This window comes from Alcaligenes sp. PF14 (genome assembly GCF_037150615.1).
GTDB lineage: Bacteria > Pseudomonadota > Gammaproteobacteria > Burkholderiales > Burkholderiaceae_B > Alcaligenes > Alcaligenes phenolicus.
Window position 1 is genome coordinate 1 of record NZ_JBAGRS010000013.1, and the last position, 21,845, is coordinate 21,845.

Below are 21,845 nucleotides of genomic sequence, written 5' to 3' on the forward strand. Positions count from 1 at the left end.
AAAAAGAGTAGTAATTTTGGGCGAAAGAGGTTAATATCCTCTTTTGCCTAAAAGCCAAACGTAGCAAAGTAGCGCGCTACGGTTTGTCAAGGTATAGGGGTATAGCTCAATTGGCAGAGCGTCGGTCTCCAAAACCGAAGGTTGAGGGTTCGATTCCTTCTGCCCCTGCCACCACAGTCACTCGCCACCACCTCGCGTGGCGTCACTCGTCGGAATATGTCGAATACCAACGTAGAAACCGTTAACCGAGGTTCCGAGCGCATCAAGCTGGGCCTAGCGGTCCTAGTCGTCGCCGCCGGTATTGTTGGCTATTCCGTTCTGGATGGCCAAAATTCACTGGTTCGCGCTGGGGTATTTGTTGCCAGCTTAATCGTCGCCGTATTGATCATCTGGTTTAGCGATACAGGCCGCCGCCTGGTCGCTTTTTCTCGTGATGCCTACACGGAAGTGCGTCGCGTTCACTGGCCATCCCGTAAAGAAGCAACGCAAATGACGGGTATCGTCTTTGTGTTTGTTGCCGTTATGGCCATCTTGTTGTGGCTGATTGACAAAGGGCTCGGCTGGATCATTTATGGCCTGTTGCTGGGCTGGAAATAAAGGGCACACATGAGCAAACGCTGGTATGTGGTTCACGTTTATTCCGGCATGGAAAAAAGCGTGCACAAAGCTCTGGTGGAGCGCATTGAACGCGCTGATCTCCAAGAAGCGTTTGGTCGCATTCTGGTTCCATCGGAAGAAGTCGTTGAAGTAAAGAACGGCAAGAAATCAATTACAGAGCGACGTATTTACCCTGGTTACGTTCTGGTCGAGATGGCCTTGACCGACGAAACCTGGCACTTGGTAAAAAGTACGCCGCGAGTCACCGGCTTTTTGGGCGGTTCCGGTAACCGTCCCGCTCCCATCTCCGAGCGCGAAGTGGAAAAAATCCTGTCGCAAATGGAAGAGGGCGTTGAGAAGCCACGGCACAAAGTGCTGTTCGAGGTTGGCGAACTGGTACGCGTCAAGGACGGTCCGTTTGCAGACTTTAACGGTAACGTCGAAGAAGTTAACTACGAGAAAAACAAGGTTCGTGTCACCGTTACTATTTTCGGTCGCGCCACCCCCGTTGAACTCGATTTCGATCAAGTCGAAAAGACCTGATTAATTACAACCCCCGGGAAGCCTGTCGCATCATGTGCCAGGCGTCATCACCCGCAAGGAGCTAAGCATGGCGAAGAAAATCGTCGGCTTTATCAAGCTGCAAGTCCCAGCTGGTAAGGCAAACCCATCCCCTCCAATCGGTCCAGCGCTGGGTCAGCGCGGTCTGAACATCATGGAATTCTGCAAGGCGTTCAACGCCCAGACACAGGGTCTGGAACCCGGTCTGCCAATTCCTGTGGTGATCACCGCTTTTGCTGACAAGAGCTTCACGTTCATCATGAAGACTCCTCCAGCAACCATCCTGATCAAAAAGGCTGCTGGTATCAAATCCGGTTCTGCACGTCCTAACGTGGATAAAGTCGGTACGCTGACCCGCGCTCAGGCTGAAGAAATCGCCAAGACCAAACAACCCGACCTGACCGCTGCCGATCTGGACGCCGCTGTGCGTACCATCGCTGGTAGCGCTCGCAGCATGGGCATCAACGTTGAAGGGGTGGTGTAAGTCATGGCTAAAGTAAGCAAACGCGCAGCCGCTATTGCTGCCAAGATCGACCGCAACAAGTTCTACCCTGTGGCCGAAGCTCTGGCCCTGGTGAAAGATACTGCCACTGCCAAGTTCGACGAATCCATCGATATCGCTGTTCAGCTGGGCATCGATCCTCGTAAGTCCGACCAACTGGTCCGTGGCTCCGTGGTTCTGCCTGCTGGTACCGGTAAAACCGTGCGTGTTGCCGTTTTCGCCCAAGGCGAAAAAGCCGACGCCGCTCGTGAAGCTGGTGCTGACATCGTTGGTCTGGACGACCTGGCTGAGCAAATCAAAGCCGGTCAAATGGACTTTGACGTTGTGATCGCTTCGCCTGACACCATGCGTGTCGTTGGTACCCTGGGTCAGGTTCTGGGTCCTCGCGGCCTGATGCCAAACCCCAAGGTTGGTACTGTGACTCCTGACGTTGCTACGGCTGTTAAGAACGCCAAGGCTGGTCAAGTTCAATACCGTACCGACAAGGCCGGTATCATTCACAGCACCATTGGCCGCGCTTCGTTCAACGTTGAACAGCTGCAGACCAACCTGGCTGCTTTGGTTGACGCCTTGAACAAGGCTCGTCCAGCCGCTGCCAAGGGTGTTTACCTGCGCAAGGTTGCCGTGTCCTCCACCATGGGTGGCGGTGCACGTGTTGAAATTGCATCTCTGACTGTTTAATCAACAGTTAGAAAAAAAGAACTTTGGGCTGTGATCCTGTTTACAGGGTCACTGCTGTCAAAGACCGTTGGAGCAGTTGGCTGACTTGTCATCTCACTGCTTAATCGGGGCAGAACGTCCCATCCAACGTAGACGGCGCCCGTGGAAGAATTCGTTATAGAACTCGTCCAGGTGCGCCGCATTCGGTTGATGTTGGGAAGCCTTCCCGACATCGTTTGAAGGAGTGTTCAACCGTGAGTCTCAATCGTGAAGAGAAAGCGGTAGTCATCGAAGAAGTCACTGCCGAACTGGCAAAGGCCCAATCGATCATTATCGCCGAGTACCGTGGTCTGGACGTCGCTTCTGCTACCGTATTGCGCAAAAAAGCGCGTGAGTCTGGCGTCTACCTGCGTGTGTTGAAAAACACCCTGGTTCGTCGTTCGTTGGCAGGTACCTCGTTTGACGGTATCTCCAGCCAGCTCGTGGGTCCTCTGATGTACGCCATCAGTGAAGATCCCGTTGCTGCGGCGAAAGTCGTTGCAGATTTTGCCAAGACCAATGACAAATTGGTCATCATGGGTGGTGCGCTGCCCAATAGCGTTCTGAATGCTGATGGTGTTAAGGCTCTGGCCACAATGCCCTCGCGCGAAGAATTGCTGGCGAAACTGCTGGGCACCATGCAAGCACCTATCGCTACTTTTGTGCGTACGCTTAACGAAGTTCCCACCAAGTTTGTTCGCGGCCTGGCGGCTGTGCGCGATCAGAAAGAAGCTGCGTAAGCAGTTTTCCTTCAGGAAACTTCGTCGTTGCGAACGACAACCAAACCTGGCATTTACCTAATATCTGGAGTTCTTAAAAATGGCTACTAAAGCTGAAATCCTTGACGCCATCGGCGCAATGTCCGTGCTCGAACTGTCCGAGCTGATCAAAGAAATGGAAGAAAAATTCGGTGTGTCGGCTGCTGCCGCCGCTGTTGCTGTTGCAGCTCCTGCTGCTGGTGGCGCTGCTGCTGCCGCTGAAGAGCAAACCGAATTCACCGTGTTCCTGGCTGACGTTGGCGCAAATAAAGTTAGCGTCATTAAAGTCGTGCGCGAAATCACCGGTCTGGGCCTGAAAGAAGCCAAAGACCTGGTTGACGGTGCTCCTAAGGCTGTTAAAGAAGGCTTGTCCAAAGCTGATGCTGAAGACGCTCAGAAGAAGCTGGAAGAAGCTGGCGCCAAGATCGAGCTCAAGTAAGAGTATCGATAGATGCCCGGGAATGCGTTTCAAGCCTTCCCGGGCTTTTGCGTTTCCAGAAAACCCATGATTTTTAATTAGTATTGTAGAAAGTCGGGTTTTTTAGAGTCGTAAACCAGGGCCGTGGTTGACGGTCCGTGTAACCCTTGAGTCGGAGTGCTCATGCCTTATTCGTACACCGAAAAAAAGCGCATACGCAAGAGCTTCGCCAAACGTGAAGACGTACAGCAGGTTCCTTACCTGTTGGCTACCCAGCTGCATTCTTTCAGAACCTTCTTGCAGAAGGACACGCTGCCTTCTCAGCGTAAGGTTGAAGGCTTGCAGGAAGCTTTCAGTTCCATATTTCCAATAGTAAGCCATAACCAAATGGCGCGGCTAGAGTTCGTGAGCTATACGCTCGGCGAGCCGGTGTTCGACGTCAAAGAGTGTCAACTTCGTGGTTTGACCTATGCTTCCCCCTTGCGGGCGAAGGTTCGTCTGGTCCTTATGGACCGCGAGGTGAGCAAGCCTACCGTCAAGGAAGTAAAAGAGCAAGAAGTCTACATGGGCGAAATGCCCCTGATGACTGATAACGGCTCTTTTGTGATCAACGGTACCGAACGAGTCATCGTTTCCCAGCTGCACCGTTCCCCCGGCGTGTTCTTTGAACACGACCGCGGTAAAACGCACAGCTCGGGCAAGTTGCTGTTCTCGGCTCGCGTGATTCCTTACCGTGGTTCCTGGCTGGACTTCGAGTTCGATCCCAAGGACATTCTGTTCTTCCGTATCGACCGTCGTCGCAAGATGCCTGTGACTATCTTGCTGAAGGCCATTGGCCTGACGCCAGAACAGATCCTGGCCCACTTCTTCGAGTTCGATCACATCGAACTGCATCAGGAAGGTGGCAAGCTGCAATTCGTTCCAGAACACTGGAAGGGCGAGGTTGCCCGTTTCGACATTACCGACCGTGATGGTCGCGTACTGGTTGAAAAGGACAAGCGTATCAATGCCAAGCATTTGCGCGACCTGCAAGCAGCCAAGATCGAATACATTTCCATCCCGGAAGATTTCCTTCTGGGTCGTGTGCTGGCCAAGAACATCATCAACGCCGAAACCGGCGAGGTGATTGCCAACGCCAACGACGAAATTACCGAATCCATTCTGGCTGAAATGCGCGCAGCCAATGTGCGTGATTTCGAGACCCTGTACGTCAACGAACTGGATCAGGGCGGCTTTATCTCCCTGACCCTGCGCACGGACGAAACAGCGGATTCCAATGCTGCACGCATCGCGATCTATCGCATGATGCGTCCCGGCGAGCCACCAACCGAAGAAGCGGTTGAGGCTTTGTTCAACCGTCTGTTCTACAGCGAAGAGTCCTACGACTTGTCGCGCGTGGGTCGCATGAAGGTGAACAGCCGTCTGGGCCGTGGTGACAGCATTGAAGGTCCCATGACCCTGACCGACGAAGACATCCTGGACACCATTCAGGTGCTGGTGAATCTGCGTAACGGCCGCGGTCAGATCGACGATATCGATCACCTGGGTAACCGTCGTGTTCGTTGCGTGGGCGAATTGGCCGAAAACCAGTTCCGCGCCGGTCTGGTGCGTGTGGAACGTGCTGTCAAGGAACGTCTGGGCCAAGCCGAGACCGAAAACCTGATGCCGCACGATCTGATCAACTCCAAGCCCATCTCTGCGGCTGTCAAGGAGTTCTTCGGTTCCAGCCAGCTGTCGCAATTTATGGACCAAACCAACCCGCTGTCCGAGATCACGCACAAGCGTCGTGTTTCGGCACTGGGCCCTGGTGGTCTGACTCGTGAACGTGCGGGCTTTGAGGTGCGCGACGTGCACCCAACCCACTACGGTCGCGTGTGCCCGATTGAAACGCCTGAAGGTCCAAACATTGGTCTGATCAACTCCATGGCGCTGTACGCTCGTCTGAACGAGTACGGCTTCCTGGAAACGCCTTACCGCAAGATTGTTGACGGCAAGGTCAGTGAACAGATCGATTACCTGTCGGCTATTGAAGAAAGCAATTACGTCATCGCTCAGGCTAACGCCGAGTTGACCGAAGACGGTGCTTTTGCTGACGATCTGGTTGCCTGCCGTGAAGCTGGCGAAACCATGATGACTGCGCCAGAGAACATCCATTACATGGACGTGGCTCCTTCGCAGATCGTGTCTGTGGCTGCTTCGCTGATTCCGTTCCTGGAGCACGATGACGCTAACCGAGCACTGATGGGCGCCAACATGCAGCGTCAGGCAGTTCCTTGCCTGCGCCCTGAGAAGCCTTTGGTCGGTACCGGTATCGAACGTACTGTTGCTGTTGACTCGGGTACCACCGTACAGGCCCGTCGTGGCGGTGTGGTTGTAGACGTTGACGCACAGCGCGTGGTTATTCGCGTACACGATGACGAGAACGTGGCTGGCGAGGTCGGTGTAGATATCTACAACATGACCAAGTACACCCGTTCCAACCAGAACACCAACATCAACCAGCGTCCTATCGTCAAACGTGGCGATATCGTGGCTCGTGGTGACGTGCTGGCTGACGGCGCATCGACTGACCTGGGCGAATTGGCTCTGGGTCAGAACATGCTGATCGCCTTCATGCCCTGGAACGGCTACAACTTCGAGGACTCGATTCTGATCTCCGAGAAGGTCGTGGCTGACGATCGTTACACGTCGGTTCACATCGAAGAGTTGACGGTTGTTGCCCGTGACACGAAGCTGGGACCTGAGGATATCACCCGCGATATCAGCAACCTGTCCGAAATTCAGCTGAACCGTCTGGACGATTCCGGCATTGTGTACATCGGTGCCGAAGTGCGTGCCGACGACGTGCTGGTCGGTAAAGTGACACCCAAGGGTGAAACTCAGCTGACTCCGGAAGAAAAGCTGCTGCGCGCCATTTTTGGTGAAAAAGCCTCTGACGTTAAAGACACCTCCCTGCGCGTGCCTTCGGGCATGGTCGGTACGGTGATCGACGTTCAAGTCTTTACCCGTGAAGGTATCGAGCGTGACAAGCGTGCTCAGTCCATCATTGATGATGAACTGCGTCGCTACCGTCAGGACCTGAACGACCAGCTGCAAATCGTTGAAGACGACGCCTTTGACCGTGCCTTGAAGTTCCTGGTCGGCAAAACCGTCAACGGTGGTCCACGCAAGCTGCCCAAGGGCACCGAGCTGACCGCTGACTACCTGAACGATCTGGATCGCTGGCAGTGGTTCGACATTCGTCTGGCTGACGAGCAACACGCACTGGTGCTGGAGCACACCAAGGAATCCTTGGAGCAAAAGCGTCACCAGTTCGACTTGGCTTTTGAAGAAAAGCGCAAGAAGCTCACCCAAGGCGACGAGTTGCCTCCTGGCGTGCTGAAGATGGTCAAGGTTTACCTGGCTGTTAAGCGTCGTCTGCAGCCTGGTGACAAGATGGCTGGCCGTCACGGTAACAAGGGTGTGGTTTCCCGCATCGTTCCCGTGGAAGACATGCCGCACATGGCTGACGGTACCCCTGTGGACATCGTTCTGAACCCGCTGGGCGTGCCTTCGCGTATGAACGTGGGTCAGGTTCTGGAAGTTCACCTGGGTTGGGCTGCCAAGGGTATTGGCCACCGCATCAACGACATGATGCAAGAAGAAAAGAACGTGCAGGTTTCCGAACTGCGCGCGTTCCTGGACAAGGTCTACAACACTGCCGGCAAGAAGACTCGCATCAACGAGTTGACTGACGACGAAGTGATGAACATGGCCACCAACTTGCAGAAAGGTCTGCCATTGGCTACGCCAGTGTTCGACGGTGCAACCGAGCAGGAAATCGACCAGATGTTGCGTCTGGCCTACCCTGACGACATCGCCGAAAAACTGCAGCTGGCACCACACCGCACGCAGGTTCGCCTGTTTGACGGTCGTACCGGCGAAGCCTTTGAGCGTATGGTCACCGTAGGCTATATGCACTACCTGAAGCTGCATCACCTGGTCGATGACAAGATGCACGCTCGTTCGACAGGTCCGTACTCCCTGGTTACTCAGCAGCCGCTGGGTGGTAAGGCGCAGTTCGGTGGTCAGCGTTTCGGGGAGATGGAAGTCTGGGCGCTGGAAGCGTATGGCGCCGCCTACACCCTGCAGGAAATGCTCACGGTTAAATCCGACGACATCGCCGGCCGTACCAAGGTCTACGAGAATATTGTCAAGGGTGACCACGTGATCGACGCCGGTATGCCGGAGTCCTTTAACGTTCTGGTCAAGGAAATCCGTTCCTTGTCCCTGGACATGGATTTGGAGCGTAAATAATGAAAGCGCTACTCGATCTCTTTAAACAAGTCACTCAGGACGAGCAGTTCGATGCCATCAAGATCGGCATCGCCTCGCCCGAGAAAATCCGGTCCTGGTCTTTCGGTGAAGTCCGCAAGCCAGAGACCATCAACTATCGCACGTTCAAACCCGAGCGCGATGGTCTGTTCTGCGCCAAGATTTTTGGTCCCATCAAGGACTACGAATGTCTGTGCGGCAAGTACAAGCGCCTGAAGCACCGTGGCGTCATCTGCGAGAAGTGTGGCGTTGAAGTCACCGTCTCCAAGGTGCGTCGCGAGCGCATGGGTCACATTGAACTGGCCTGCCCGGTTGCTCACATCTGGTTCCTGAAGAGCCTGCCATCCCGTCTGGGCATGGTGCTGGACATGACACTGCGTGACATCGAGCGCGTGCTGTACTTTGAAGCATGGTGCGTAATCGAACCTGGCATGACCCCGCTCAAGCGCGGTCAGATCATGTCCGATGACGATTTCCTGGCCAAGACTGAAGAGTACGGTGACGACTTCCACGCCCTGATGGGCGCGGAAGCGGTGCGCGAACTGCTGCGTACGATCGACATCGATCGCGAAGTCGAGCGCCTGCGTGCCGAACTGAAAGCCACCGGCTCGGATGCCAAGATCAAGAAGATCTCCAAGCGTTTGAAAGTGCTGGAAGGCTTCCAGAAATCCGGCATCAAGCCAGACTGGATGATCATGGAAGTGCTGCCCGTGCTGCCACCGGACCTGCGTCCGCTGGTACCACTGGACGGCGGCCGCTTTGCGACTTCCGACCTGAACGATCTGTACCGCCGCGTTATCAACCGTAATAACCGTTTGAAGCGTCTGCTGGAACTGAAGGCACCGGACATCATCTTGCGCAACGAAAAACGTATGCTGCAAGAGTCCGTGGACTCCTTGCTGGATAACGGTCGTCGCGGTAAAGCCATGACCGGCGCCAACAAGCGTCAACTGAAGTCCCTGGCCGACATGATCAAGGGCAAGAGCGGTCGTTTCCGTCAGAACCTGCTGGGCAAGCGCGTGGACTACTCCGGTCGTTCCGTGATTGTGGTGGGTCCTCAGTTGAAGCTGCACCAGTGCGGTCTGCCCAAACTGATGGCGCTGGAACTGTTCAAGCCGTTCATCTTCAACCGTCTGGAATTGATGGGTCTGGCTACGACCATCAAGGCAGCCAAGAAGTTGGTGGAAAGCCAGGAACCGGTGGTGTGGGACATCCTCGAAGAGGTGATCCGCGAGCATCCCGTGATGCTGAACCGTGCGCCTACGCTGCACCGTTTGGGTATTCAGGCTTTTGAACCGGTCCTGATCGAAGGTAAAGCGATTCAGCTGCACCCTCTGGTGTGTGCCGCCTTTAACGCTGACTTTGACGGTGACCAGATGGCCGTTCACGTGCCGCTGTCGCTGGAAGCCCAGCTGGAAGCGCGCACTTTGATGCTGGCCTCCAACAACGTGCTGTTCCCCGCCAACGGCGAACCATCCATCGTTCCTTCCCAGGATATCGTGTTGGGTCTGTACTATGCGACCCGCGAACTGGTAAACGGCAAGGGCGAAGGCTTGTTCATGGCCGACGTGGCTGAAGTTCAGCGCGCTTACGACAACAAGGAAGTCGAGCTGCAAACTCGTCTGACCGTCCGTATCGAAGAATTCGAGAAGGGCGAAGACGGTGAGTGGGTCAAGACCATCAAGCGTTACGAAACGACTGCTGGCCGTGCCTTGCTGTCAGAAATTCTGCCCAAGGGCATGCCTTTCACCGCATTGAACCGTGCGTTGAAGAAGAAAGAAATTTCGCGTCTGATCAACCAGTCCTTCCGTCGCTGCGGCCTGCGTGCCACCGTGATTTTTGCCGACAAGTTGATGCAGTCCGGTTTCCGTCTGGCAACTCGTGGTGGTATTTCCATCGCCATGAATGACATGGTTGTGCCTGTCGTCAAGGAAAGCATCCTGGCTCAGGCTAGCAACGAAGTTAAAGAAATTGACAAGCAGTACTCCTCGGGTCTGGTGACCGCTCAGGAACGCTACAACAACGTAGTGGACATCTGGGGCAAAGCCGGTGACCGCGTGGGTAAGGCCATGATGGAACAGCTGGCTTCCGAGCCAGTGATCAACCGTTTTGGTGAAGAAGTACGTCAAGAGTCCTTCAACTCCATCTACATGATGGCGGACTCCGGTGCTCGTGGTTCGGCTGCACAGATTCGTCAGCTGGCTGGTATGCGTGGTCTGATGGCCAAGCCTGATGGCTCCATTATTGAAACGCCTATTACCGCGAACTTCCGTGAAGGTCTGAACGTACTGCAGTACTTTATTTCGACTCACGGTGCTCGTAAGGGTCTGGCCGACACGGCCTTGAAGACGGCTAACTCCGGTTACCTGACTCGTCGTCTGGTCGACGTGACTCAAGATCTGGTCATTACCGAAGACGATTGCGGTACCAAGGGCGGCTACACCATGAAAGCCATCCTGGATGGTGGTGAGGTTATCGAGCCCCTGCGCGATCTGATTCTGGGCCGTGTGGCCTCGACCGACATCGTCAACCCTGACAATCAGGAACTGGTTATCCCCGCCGGCACCTTGCTGAACGAGGACCTGGTCGACCTGATCGACAATCTGGGTATTGATGAAGTCAAGATCCGCACTCCGCTGACTTGCGAAACCCGTCACGGCTTGTGCGCAAGCTGCTACGGTCGCGATCTGGGCCGCGGTATGCTGGTTAACCGTGGTGAAGCCATCGGTGTTATCGCTGCTCAGTCCATCGGTGAACCGGGTACCCAGCTGACCATGCGTACGTTCCACATTGGTGGTGCGGCTTCGCGTGCAGCGCTGGCAAGCTCGGTGGAAACCAAGACGGCTGGTACGGTCGGTTTTGAAATTGGTCTGCGTTATGTGACCAACGCCAAGGGCGAACGCGTTGCGATCTCCCGTTCCGGTGAAATCGTTATTTTTGACGACAACCGTCGTGAACGTGAACGCCACAAAGTGCCTTACGGTGCCACCATTACGGTGGGCGATGGTGAAGCCATCAAGGCTGGCCAGCGTCTGGCAAGCTGGGATCCGCTGACCCGTCCTATCGTGTCCGAGTACACCGGTACCGTTCGCTTCGAGAACATCGAAGAAGGCGTGACCGTGGCTCGTCAGGTGGACGAAGTGACCGGTCTGTCGACTCTGGTTGTGATCACTCCCAAGACACGTGGTGGCAAGATCACCATGCGTCCTCAGATCAAGCTGCTGAACGAGCAAGGTCAGGAGATCAAGATCGCTGGTACCGATCACATGGTCAATATCTCCTTCCCGGTGGGCGCGTTGATTACCGTTCGCGACGGTCAGCAAGTGTCCGTGGGTGAGATTCTGGCGCGTATTCCCCAGGAATCGCAAAAGACTCGAGACATTACCGGTGGTCTGCCACGTGTGGCCGAACTGTTCGAAGCTCGTTCGCCCAAGGACGCCGGCCTGCTGGCCGAAGTTACGGGTACGGTTTCCTTCGGTAAGGACACCAAGGGCAAACAGCGTCTGGTCATTACCGACCTGGACGGCGTCAGCCACGAGTTCCTGATTCCGAAGGAAAAACAGGTTCTGGCTCACGACGGTCAAGTGGTGAACAAGGGCGAGATGATTGTGGACGGCCCAGCCGATCCGCACGACATCCTGCGCTTGAAGGGTATCGAGAAGCTGGCCAACTACATTGTTAACGAAGTGCAGGACGTTTACCGTCTGCAGGGTGTGAAGATCAACGACAAGCACATTGAAGTGATTGTTCGTCAGATGCTGCGCCGCGTGAACATTGTGGATGCCGGTGATACCAACTTCATCACGGGTGAACAGGTTGAACGCTCCGAACTGTTGAACGAGAACGATCGCGTTCTGGCCGAAAACGGTATTCCAGCTACGTACGAAAACGTGCTGCTGGGTATTACCAAGGCCTCGCTGTCGACCGACTCCTTCATCTCGGCGGCTTCCTTCCAGGAAACCACCCGCGTGTTGACTGAAGCGGCCATCATGGGCAAAACCGACGATCTGCGTGGTCTGAAAGAAAACGTGATCGTGGGTCGTCTGATTCCTGCTGGTACCGGTATGGCCTTCCATTCCGCCCGCAAGGAAAAAGAAGCCTTTGAAGTGGCAGAGCGCAAAGCAGCCCGTGAACTGGAAAACCCGTTTGCGTCGGCTCCTGAGCCTTCGGAAGACCCGGTCTTTGTGTCCGGCGCCTCCGAGCCCGAGCAGCAACCTGCAGCCCCAGAGGGCGATCAGGAATAAGCAAGACTTGGTGGTTCCCCACCCTGTTTATCCAGGGTGGGCCGCTACCTTCAGGTAGTCGGTTAAAACCAGATAGCTCGAGCTAAAAAAAATCCCCACATGGCCAGGCCACGTGGGGATTTTTTATGGCCGCCTGGCGGCTACAAGCGGATGCGCTTAGCTACCCAGCTTGATTTCGCCAGTCATGATGCTCCAGTGACCTGGGAAGGAGCAGAAGAATGCGTAGTCTTCGCCTTCTTTCAGCTTGGAGACGTCAAAGGTTACGGAGGTGCTTTCACCGCCGCCGATCACGTCAGTGTGAGCGATCACGCGCTCGTCACCGGCTTTAACGTAGTTGTTGTCCAGACCGGCTTTCATGCCATCGGTAGCAACAGCGCTTTCATCGGCTTTCTTCGAGATAACGACGTTGTGGCCCATGGCTGCTTTAGGCAGCTTGCCAGTATGTTTCAGGTTGATTGTGAATTCCTTGCATGTCTTGTCAACAACGATGCTCTTGGTGTTGAACTGCATGGAGTCATTGCCTTCGATGGTAACGTCGCAAGCAGCAAAAGCAGGCACGCTGGCCAATCCAAGAACGGCTGTGAAAGCGATTTTGGCAAACATTCTAGTAACTCCTTGAAAACTGACAAAAAAAGGAACGGGACACGGGGGTGTTGTTCCGGTCTTACAGCATAGACTGTAGCGCACTCAAGGTGCTTAACAAAACAAAGACCCGGACTATTTTACCGGCTTATATCGCCGCGTCCGAGACCGTAAATGATTTGTTTTCCCATCGTTTGATGTGGCTCTAACAGCCTCACTCTATCACCTTCAGGGAGCTTGACGGCGGTGCAGATCAGGTTTCACTTTTCGGGATGTTTAGTTTGTGACCAAGTGTTGAGCCACGTTGAAGAGGGCGGCAGCGGCGATCAGGCACAACAGCAGGCCACAGAGCTGTTCGATACGTGGCAAGTGCTTTTGTATACGCTGCTGCCAGAGCGGGTGCCCGATCAGAACGGTGATGAACAAGTCCCAGAGTAAAACAATTAAAAACATCCACAGACCCAGCAAGATATGCAGGCCCGTACCAGCGCGGCTACTGGCCAGTACGGAGGCCAGGCTGGCGTAAAACAAGGCGTTCTTGGGATTCAGCAGCCCCGAGAGCAGGCCAAGCAGAGCGTGATGCCACCAGCCGCCTGTAGAGGCTTCAGAGGCCTTGATCCATTGCCCAGTAGTGTGATGGGCCACCTGCAGGAATTTCACGCCCAAGTACAGTAAATACAGCCCTCCAGCGCCCTGTAGCAGCACAAAGAGAGGGCTGCCAGTGCTTATCCGGGCAAAGCCCGTTAGTGCCAGGCTGATGTACAGGCCATTGGCCAGGGCGACACCGGCACAGGCTCCGCTTGCGACCCAGCGTCCATGGGCCAGGGTGCTGCGGGCGATCAGGAAAAAATCGGGGCCGGGGGAAAGCAGGGCCAGGAAATGGGTGCTGGCGATCAGCAAGAACAAGGACACGGCGGTACGTCCAGAAGCAAAACTGCAGTGTGACCAGAAGCGTGGGCGCTGTATTGAATAAAAGTGCGCGCGCTTTAGCTGCGGTACTGGCCCGGAGTGACACCGGTGTAGTGCTTGAAGACACGCTGAAAATGACTTTGGTCGGCAAAGCCCAGGCGATAGGCAATATCAGCCAGTTCGTCGCCTTGGCGCAGGGCGTTTCGGGCCAGGTTGATACGTTGATTCAATTGCCAGCGCTGTGGAGTCAGGCCGGTATGGCGACGAAAGGCGCGAATCAGCTGGTAGCGGCTAAAACCGGTTTCTCGAGCAAGTTCTTGCAGGGGGATAGTGGCTAATTGGCCTTCAACCCAGCGATCCAGGGTTTTCTGCAAGATGGGGCTAGGTGGGGGAGCGGGTGCCAAAGGCTGGGATTGGGCTGAGCCGTGGTGCAGCAAAAAGTCGATCAGGGCTGCTTCTTTGCTCAGTAGAGGAGCGGCTGAAAACAAGAGCGAGTTCAAGTCACAGTAGGCTGCATAAAGCAGTGGCTCGTGACTAACGCGGATGGGCTCCTGGGCTTGAAGTCTGAACTCTGTACTTTCCTGCCAAAGTTGCTCCAGCCACCCCGCATCCAGATGCAGCATCTGATAGCTCCAGGACTGATCTGGCAACGGATTGCAGGCATGGCTGCGGTGCGCGGGGACAAAGACCACAGACCCAGGTGCAAGCTGGACCGGGCCGCCGGGTGCGCCCGTAAAGACGCTGCCACCGCCATCAACGGCGCCAATCGAGTAGGTGGGGTGGCTGTGCTCCTGATAGCAGATCCGGCTGTTGCAGGCACGTCGGCTTTCTACATAGGGCAGGGCGGCATCGCGCCAGAATTCAGTCTTCATCGGAGATAGCAATCGTGGCCAGGGAGACGATAAAGGTACAGCCTTGCTTACGCGTGCTGTCCAGGACAATATCCCCGCCGTGTTTGTTGATCACGGTTTTCACAAAGGCCAAACCTAGTCCGCTACCCGAAGGTGCACCTTCGGTATTTTCGTGGGCTCGATGATAAGGCTCAAAAATAGTCGCCTGATTTTCTGCCGGAATTCCCCAGCCCTGATCTTTGACGAATACCTGAACGCTGTTGTTGCCCAGCACAAGGTCTATATCAATCTGGTTGCCATCCGGTCCGTACTTGATGGCGTTTTGAATCAGGTTGGTAAAGGCGCGGCGCAGCATGGGCGCATTGCCGTTCACCCAGACCAGCTCCGAGTCGTTCAAGTTCAGGCTGATAGAGCGCTTGCTGGCGCTGGCCCAAGCGTCATCCAGACAGTCTGCCAACAGATCAAACAGGTTCAGCGGGCTCAGTACCATTTCCATGGCCTCGGCCCGTGCCAGACTAATGAAGTTGTCCACCAGTTCCAGCGTTTGTTCGGCATAGCCTTCCATCTTGTGCAGAAACTGATCTGGCGGCAGCTTGCTGTCATCCTGACGTTGCAAGCTCGTTAGTGCCAGGATGGAGTTCTGGGGCGCCCGCATATCATGCGAAATGAAGCGCAAGGTCTCTTCACGCTTGGTCTGGGCCTGGCGCAACAGATTGATGGATTTATGCAGCTGGGTCAGACGATGAGGCAGATTACGTGTACTTAAGCCCGATAGGCGCTCGTTCAGAGCAGTTCTGACATCCGGGTATTCCAGCTGCAGCTTGTTCAGTTCTTCGGTCACCTGATTCAGGGCAGCTTCCTGACTGCGCCAGTGCCATAGCGGGTAGGCCAACAGAACAGTAATCAGGCTGGCCAGTGGCGGAATCCACAGATTGAAGCCATGCATGGCGATCCAGTTCACCAGCAGGATCGCAAAGACCAGCCCGATCAGGCTGAGCAAGGTGGCGCGTGGCGACAGATAGATCAGAACCTGACATGCCAGCAGGACTGGCAGGCAACTGGCCAGCGCAATGAACCAGGCCGGTGGGGTGCGCACCCAATGATTGCTGCGTACGGCTTGCAAGGTATTGGCCAGGATCTCCACGCCCGACATGCTGCTCATGCCGGCTTTGGACAAAGGGGTAGGAAAGGTATCGCCCAGTCCACTGCCCCAGGCTCCTACCAGCACATACTTATCCTTGAAGAAAGAGGGCGGAATATCACCGTTCAGGACATTGAAGTAAGGCACGGTCCGAAAGTGGCCGCTGCGGCCCAGAAAGGGAATGTGGGGAATGTCTTTCTGACTGGAGTCCAGAGCTTGCAGGGCCAGATCCACATCTCCGCCTGTCATCAACATGGCAATCGTGAAGTGCGGCAGCACACGGCCCAAGGGGGTAGTCTGCTGCAGGGCGACACGTCGCACTACCCCATCTGAATCAGGTTCGATATTGATGTAGCCCGACGCCTGGGCTGCCTGGCTGAGCACGGGAATGGCGGTATGCACGGCCTGCCGCTGAGTGTCATAGATCATTGGCAGCACAACGCGTCCGTGATGATGTATGGCCTCGGATAGAGTCAGGTCATCATCGGGGTAAGCCGGGTTGGGTTCCTGAAAAACCAGATCGATGCCGACAGCACGAGCCTGTTCGAGACGGCCTAGCAGTTGGGCATGGTTGATGCGTCGCCAAGGCCAAAAGCCTAGGTTGGCGATGCTGTAGTCGTCGATGGCGACAATGACAATATCCGGGGGCGCAGCCTGTGGAAGAGCGGCTGCCATGGTGAAGTCGTAAATCAGGTTGTTCAGCTTGCCCAGCGCGAAGTCGTCACGCAGGGAGCTGAACAATAAGGTCAGCAGCATCAGCAAGCCCGAAACCAGATGCCACTCTTTCCGAATCCGGTCAGAGAGTAGCTTGCTGTTTCTGGGGGCCGGGCTGCTCATGCCGTACGCCGTTTAGCTACTCGAACTGAGACAGCAGGATTGGATCGCCAAAATTGCTGACCACGGCTTGGCCATCCGAGCTGGTCAGGCTGGCTGCGCCTTCAAAGCTTTCGATCGTGTCCGGGCCCATCAGACCATGGCGGTCAATGGCACGAACGGTAACGTAGTACGTGCCAGGGCGCGAGGCACCGAACTGAATATCCGTATCTGTCGTAATGTTACGCGACAGCAGCTTGGCACCTTGCGGGTCGGTAGAGGTCTGGACCAGATAGGCCTGGGCACCGGGCACGACCTGAATCGTGCTGTTCCATTGGCCACCGCGACGCTCGGGCGTGGAGATCTGCGGAGCGGGCAACAATGGCTCCAGCGCCATGATATTGCCATCTGTGCCTACAGCGGCCCCTTGATTCTGCTTCAGGGCGGTGGGGGTGCTGCGTTGCTGGGTTCCCAATTCAGCGCGGCCTTCCAGCACTTCGCTGTGAGCCACGCCTTGGTGAGTACGCACACGCAATTCGGTGCCACGGACACCGGTAATGCTGACAGGGGTGCGGACTTCAAAGCGACCTACGCCGGTTTTTTCCGGGGAAACGCGTGATTCCACGTCGCCATCGTCCAGAGCGATGATCGAGTCGGTCAGGCCGGTGCCTTCAAAGGCACGCATGCGGGCCACGCTCAAGGATGCCTGTGCGGGTACGCTCAGTTGGCTGCCGTCTTGCAACTCCAGCGTCAGGTAGCCATTGCTGCCTGTTCGGATCAGGTCGCCTTCTTGCAAATGAGTCGTTCCTGCACCCAGTGCTTGACCGTTCACAAGAATTTGGCCGGTCTGGTGAGTGATACGGGCGGGGGCGGGCACTTCCGGAATCATGCGAAATGGAATGTGCAGTTCTTTGCCGATAGGTAGACGGTAGGGATCGGCCACCGCGTTCAGTCGCTGAATTTCGGACCAGTTGCGGTCCTGGCGGGTATAGGTCTGGGAGATGCCCAGCAAGGTGTCACCGGCCAGCACTTTATAGACAAAATTTTCGCCGCGGGCGCCAGAAGGTTGGGCTGACACGACGCCACCCCAAATCAGGCCGCAAACGAGAGGCGCGGCGATACGCAAAGTAATCATAGAAATCAGCTAGGGTCGGTCAAAAGTTCAAGGCGATAGCCCAGGGCGTAAGACGCCGTCAGGCGTACCCCGTTCTCGGGTCGCAACTGGAGTTTACGGCGTATGTTGGACAGATGAGTGTCCAGCGTACGGGAGGTGGCCGGAATTTCCCGGTTCCAGACCGCGGAGCTTAAAACATCACGCGAGAACAGGCGGCCGGGGTTGCGAAACAGTAAAAGGGCCAACTCAAATTCTTTGGGCGCCAGGGTAACGGTTTCACCGTTCAGCACAATATGGCCTTGTTCAGGAAAGATGTCGTAGCCTGCAAACGAAAAGCGGCTGTCCTGAGTGGCCGAGGTGCTCAGATCCAGACGGCGCACAGCGGCATTGACGCGCGCAACCAGCTCTCCCTTGCGTACGGGCTTATTAATATAGTCGTCGGCTCCGGCCTGCAAACCCGTGACCAGATCCTCTTCCTGGGTACGGCTGGTCAGGAATATGACGGGCAGGGCATGGCCCAGTGTGGTGCGAACCCAACGCAACACATCCAGGCCGCTGACGTCCGGCAGTTCCCAGTCCAGTAGCAATAAACCGAAATTATGTGGCTTGGCCAGAGCGGCCAGCAGGTCCTTTCCTTGATGAAAGGAGCGACATTCATAGCCAGCCTCGGTCAGGATCCGGGCAATCAGTTCAGCCTGGACGAGGTCGTCTTCCAGGGAAGCGATGATCATGGGTATTGTCCTTGTCGCAGAAGTGCAATAGCCCTGCAGTATAACGATATGTAGATAGCGAGTGACCAAGTGCTTCCATGCGTGTGCCGTGACAACGGGAAACTGCCGGATTGGTGTCCAAATCGTTGACCTATAAGGGTTTACTGTGGTAAATTTTAGAGCTTACTTTAAGGATCCTTTGCCGGTACACCTTGCAGTAATTTGATGGCAGCCCTGAATTTAGGGGCTGCGGGCACTTTTTTAGTGCTTGAAATCAAGCCCAAGCCATGTGCAAGACCGCTCTTTTTCGTGTTTTATGGGGAGTGGTATTGCGCAATGCCGCTTCCGGTCCAGGGTTTCAACACCCGCCAACTGGACGGCGTTTTTCAAAACATATACGTCAACCAGTACGTAAAGTACGTTATAGGATACGTAAAGGTCATGCCAACCATTAGCCAGCTCGTGCGTAAACCGCGCGAAGTCAGCCGCGTTAGCAGCAAGAGCCCTGCGCTCGAGAACTGCCCACAACGCCGCGGTGTTTGCACCCGTGTATACACCACGACCCCCAAGAAGCCTAACTCCGCTCTGCGTAAAGTCGCCAAAGTGCGTCTGACCAACGGCTTCGAAGTCATTTCTTACATCGGTGGTGAAGGCCACAACCTGCAAGAGCACTCGGTCGTTCTCGTCCGTGGTGGTCGTGTTAAAGACTTGCCAGGTGTGCGTTACCACATTGTTCGCGGTGCTCTTGACCTGCAAGGCGTCAAGGATCGTAAACAAGCCCGCTCCAAGTACGGCGCCAAGCGTCCCAAGTAATCCATGTATCCATTGATCAGTTCCCTGGTCTGGATCCGTGCAACCGTGGCCTGAGTGCCATGGTAGGTAAGTGGTCATTTGTCATGAATGACCGAGACCGCGAAAAGCGGTTCAACTGAATAGTCACAAGGAAATAAAAATGCCTCGCCGTCGCGAAGTACCCAAACGTGAAATCCTACCTGACCCGAAATTTGGCAGCGTTGAGCTGGCCAAGTTCATGAACGTGGTCATGCTGTCCGGCAAGAAAGCTGTTGCCGAACGTATTGTTTATGGCGCGCTGGAACAAATTGCGCAGAAAACCGGCAAAGATCCGCTCGAAGTGTTTAATGCTGCCATCAATAATGTAAAACCTGTTGTTGAAGTGAAGAGCCGCCGTGTTGGTGGCGCTAACTACCAGGTACCTGTCGAAGTGCGTCCCGTGCGTCGTTTGGCTCTGGCCATGCGCTGGGTGCGTGAAGCCGCTAAAAAGCGCGGTGAAAAATCGATGGACTTGCGCCTGGCCGGCGAATTGTCCGATGCGGCTGAAGGCCGTGGCGGTGCAATGAAAAAGCGTGAAGACACGCACAAGATGGCCGATGCTAACAAAGCATTCAGCCATTTCCGTTGGTAATCTGAGGACATATAACCATGGCCCGCAAAACCCCTATTCAGCGCTATCGCAACATCGGTATCTCGGCTCACATCGACGCCGGGAAAACGACCACTACCGAGCGCATCCTGTTCTACACCGGTGTGAACCACAAACTGGGCGAAACCCACGAAGGTTCGGCCACCATGGACTGGATGGAGCAAGAGCAAGAGCGCGGGATCACCATTACCTCGGCTGCTACCACTGCTTTCTGGCGTGGTATGGCGGGCAATTACCCAGAACACCGTATCAACATCATTGATACCCCCGGCCACGTTGACTTCACTATTGAAGTTGAGCGTTCCATGCGCGTGCTGGACGGCGCTTGCATGGTGTACTGCGCGGTGGGTGGTGTTCAGCCTCAGTCGGAAACCGTATGGCGTCAAGCCAACAAATACGGTGTGCCTCGTCTGGCTTTCATCAACAAGATGGACCGTACTGGCGCTAACTTCTTCAAGGTTTACGACCAGCTCAAGCTGCGTCTGAAAGCCCACCCCGTGCCTGTCGTTATCCCGATCGGCGCTGAAGAAGATTTCCAAGGCGTGGTTGACCTGATCAAGATGAAAGCAATCATCTGGGATCAAGCCAGCAACGGCGTGAAGTTTGAATACACCGACATTCCTGCCGAGCTGCAAGCTTCGGCTGAAGAATGGCGTGAAAAAATGGTCGAGTCGGCTGCTGAAGCCAGCGAAGACCTGATGAACAAGTACCTGGAAAACGGTGACCTCTCCGAAGAGGACATCAACCTGGGTCTGCGTACACGTACCATTGCCTGCGAAATTCAGCCAATGCTGTGCGGTACCGCGTTCAAGAACAAGGGTGTACAGCGCATGCTGGACGCCGTGATCGATTACCTGCCATCGCCAGTGGATATTCCACCTGTCGAAGGTACGGACGATGACGGTGAAGTCATTCATCGTAAAGCCAGCGACGAAGAGCCAATGTCCGCTCTGGCGTTCAAGCTGATGACTGACCCCTTTGTTGGTCAATTGACTTTCGTACGCGTTTACTCGGGCGTTCTGCGTTCGGGCGACACGGTCTACAACCCTATCAAGGGCAAGAAAGAGCGTATCGGCCGTATCTTGCAGATGCACGCAAACAACCGTGCCGAGCTGAAAGAACTGGTTGCTGGTGACATCGCTTCCGTGGTGGGTCTGAAAGACGTGACCACAGGTGAAACTCTGTGTGACGCCGGTCAGCACATCATTCTGGAACGCATGGAGTTCCCAGAGCCCGTGATTTCGCAGGCTGTGGAACCAAAAACCAAGTCCGACCAGGAAAAAATGGGCGTGGCCTTGTCCCGTCTGGCTCAGGAAGATCCTTCTTTCCGCGTCAGCAGCGACGAAGAATCCGGCCAGACCATTATTTCCGGTATGGGCGAGCTGCACCTGGAAGTTCTGGTAGACCGCATGCGCCGTGAATTCGGCGTGGAAGCCAACGTGGGTAAACCACAAGTGGCTTACCGCGAAACCATCCGCAAGACTTGCGACGAAATCGAAGGTAAATTCGTCAAACAGTCCGGTGGTCGTGGTCAGTACGGTCACGTTGTCCTCAAGCTGGAGCCCCTGGAAGCAGGCGGTGGCTTTGAGTTCGTTGACGCCATCAAGGGCGGTGTGGTTCCTCGCGAATTCATTCCTGCCGTTGAAAAAGGTATTCGTGAAACCCTGTCCGCAGGTGTGGTCGCTGGCTACCCAGTGGTTGACGTCAAGGCTACGCTGTTCTTCGGTTCGTACCACGATGTGGACTCGAACGAAAACGCCTTCCGTATGGCCGCTTCGATGGCCTTCAAGGATGGTATGCGCAAGGCTGCCCCAGTTCTGCTGGAGCCGACCATGGCTGTAGAAGTTGAAACCCCTGAGGAATACGCCGGTACAGTGATGGGTGACTTGTCCTCCCGTCGCGGTATGGTTCAGGGTATGGACGATATGGTTGGTGGTGGCAAGGTCATCAAGGCCGAGGTTCCTCTGGCCGAGATGTTCGGTTACTCGACCAGCCTGCGTTCGCAAACACAAGGTCGCGCTACGTACACGATGGAATTCAAGCAATATGCTGAAGCTCCAAAGAACGTGGCTGACGAAGTGATCAGCGCTCGCGGTAAGTAATAGCAATATCAGCCCGCCCTATGGCGGGCTGCTCAACAATTTTTTTGTTTTCCTGTAAAACATAATTGGGATAAATCATGGCAAAAGGT

General features: G+C 55.3%; 17 protein-coding genes and 1 tRNA gene. 12 read left to right on the plus strand and 6 right to left on the minus strand.

Going from position 1 to position 21,845, the window contains the following annotated elements; all coding sequences use genetic code 11:
- Positions 1 to 95: 95 nt before the first annotated feature.
- From WFM49_RS18285 to rpoC, 9 genes are all read left to right on the plus strand, one after another.
- Positions 96 to 171 (plus strand) — tRNA-Trp (locus WFM49_RS18285).
- Positions 172 to 216: 45 nt separating this feature from the next.
- Complete coding sequence (gene secE / locus WFM49_RS18290) at positions 217 to 597, plus strand: preprotein translocase subunit SecE (protein ID WP_009464327.1); 381 nt, start codon at positions 217 to 219, stop codon at positions 595 to 597.
- A gap of 9 nt (positions 598 to 606) precedes the next feature.
- Positions 607 to 1,140, plus strand: a complete 534-nt coding sequence (gene nusG / locus WFM49_RS18295) for a transcription termination/antitermination protein NusG (RefSeq protein WP_009464325.1) — start codon at positions 607 to 609, stop codon at positions 1,138 to 1,140.
- A 67-nt stretch (positions 1,141 to 1,207) separates the two neighbouring features.
- Positions 1,208 to 1,642 (plus strand): 50S ribosomal protein L11, encoded by a 435-nt coding sequence (gene rplK, locus WFM49_RS18300; RefSeq protein WP_009464323.1) that lies wholly within the window; start codon positions 1,208 to 1,210, stop codon positions 1,640 to 1,642.
- 3 nt (positions 1,643 to 1,645) lie between these two features.
- Positions 1,646 to 2,341, plus strand: a complete 696-nt coding sequence (gene rplA / locus WFM49_RS18305) for a 50S ribosomal protein L1 (RefSeq protein ID WP_009464321.1) — start codon at positions 1,646 to 1,648, stop codon at positions 2,339 to 2,341.
- Positions 2,342 to 2,574: 233 nt separating this feature from the next.
- The gene (gene rplJ, locus WFM49_RS18310; protein ID WP_009464320.1) at positions 2,575 to 3,099 is read left to right on the plus strand and encodes a 50S ribosomal protein L10; all 525 of its coding nucleotides are present in this window, start codon (positions 2,575 to 2,577) and stop codon (positions 3,097 to 3,099) included.
- Positions 3,100 to 3,178: 79 nt separating this feature from the next.
- Positions 3,179 to 3,556: a 50S ribosomal protein L7/L12 gene (rplL, locus tag WFM49_RS18315; protein ID WP_003800851.1), complete on the plus strand. Its 378-nt coding sequence runs from the start codon at positions 3,179 to 3,181 to the stop codon at positions 3,554 to 3,556.
- A 162-nt stretch (positions 3,557 to 3,718) separates the two neighbouring features.
- The gene (gene rpoB / locus WFM49_RS18320) at positions 3,719 to 7,831 is read left to right on the plus strand and encodes a DNA-directed RNA polymerase subunit beta (RefSeq protein ID WP_022983337.1); all 4,113 of its coding nucleotides are present in this window, start codon (positions 3,719 to 3,721) and stop codon (positions 7,829 to 7,831) included.
- Positions 7,831 to 12,093, plus strand: a complete 4,263-nt coding sequence (rpoC, locus tag WFM49_RS18325; protein WP_022983338.1) for a DNA-directed RNA polymerase subunit beta' — start codon at positions 7,831 to 7,833, stop codon at positions 12,091 to 12,093. Before rpoB ends, rpoC begins: the two co-directional genes overlap by 1 nt.
- A 156-nt stretch (positions 12,094 to 12,249) precedes the next feature.
- On the opposite strand, the gene azu is transcribed toward rpoC, so the two are convergent.
- From azu to WFM49_RS18355, 6 genes are all read right to left on the minus strand, one after another.
- A complete protein-coding gene (azu, locus tag WFM49_RS18330) occupies positions 12,250 to 12,696 on the minus strand; it encodes an azurin (protein WP_009464188.1) in 447 nt (148 codons plus the stop codon).
- 255 nt (positions 12,697 to 12,951) lie between these two features.
- Positions 12,952 to 13,587, minus strand: a complete 636-nt coding sequence (locus WFM49_RS18335; protein ID WP_250756338.1) for a LysE family translocator — start codon at positions 13,585 to 13,587, stop codon at positions 12,952 to 12,954.
- 74 nt (positions 13,588 to 13,661) lie between these two features.
- Positions 13,662 to 14,456 (minus strand): helix-turn-helix transcriptional regulator, encoded by a 795-nt coding sequence (locus WFM49_RS18340; RefSeq protein ID WP_250756337.1) that lies wholly within the window; start codon positions 14,454 to 14,456, stop codon positions 13,662 to 13,664.
- Positions 14,446 to 16,413, minus strand: coding sequence for a CHASE2 and HATPase_c domain-containing protein (locus WFM49_RS18345; RefSeq protein ID WP_250756336.1), 1,968 nt, complete (start codon positions 16,411 to 16,413; stop codon positions 14,446 to 14,448). The genes WFM49_RS18340 and WFM49_RS18345 overlap by 11 nt, the downstream gene beginning before the upstream one ends.
- 16 nt (positions 16,414 to 16,429) lie before the next feature.
- The gene (locus WFM49_RS18350) at positions 16,430 to 17,524 is read right to left on the minus strand and encodes a FecR family protein (RefSeq protein WP_336974800.1); all 1,095 of its coding nucleotides are present in this window, start codon (positions 17,522 to 17,524) and stop codon (positions 16,430 to 16,432) included.
- 5 nt (positions 17,525 to 17,529) lie between these two features.
- Entirely contained in the window at positions 17,530 to 18,234 is a 705-nt protein-coding gene (locus WFM49_RS18355; RefSeq protein WP_009464199.1) for a response regulator transcription factor, read from the minus strand.
- 420 nt (positions 18,235 to 18,654) lie between these two features.
- On the opposite strand from WFM49_RS18355, the gene rpsL reads away from it, so the two are divergent.
- The 3 genes from rpsL to fusA all read left to right on the plus strand — a co-directional run bounded on the left by rpsL (position 18,655) and on the right by fusA (position 21,756).
- Positions 18,655 to 19,026: a 30S ribosomal protein S12 gene (gene rpsL, locus WFM49_RS18360; RefSeq protein ID WP_003800872.1), complete on the plus strand. Its 372-nt coding sequence runs from the start codon at positions 18,655 to 18,657 to the stop codon at positions 19,024 to 19,026.
- 139 nt (positions 19,027 to 19,165) lie between these two features.
- Positions 19,166 to 19,636 carry a 30S ribosomal protein S7 gene (rpsG, locus tag WFM49_RS18365; RefSeq protein ID WP_003800875.1) on the plus strand — a complete coding sequence of 157 codons (471 nt, stop codon included), beginning with the start codon at positions 19,166 to 19,168 and terminating at the stop codon, positions 19,634 to 19,636.
- Between the two features lie 17 nt (positions 19,637 to 19,653).
- Positions 19,654 to 21,756, plus strand: coding sequence for an elongation factor G (gene fusA / locus WFM49_RS18370; RefSeq protein WP_009464203.1), 2,103 nt, complete (start codon positions 19,654 to 19,656; stop codon positions 21,754 to 21,756).
- Positions 21,757 to 21,845 lie beyond the last annotated feature (89 nt).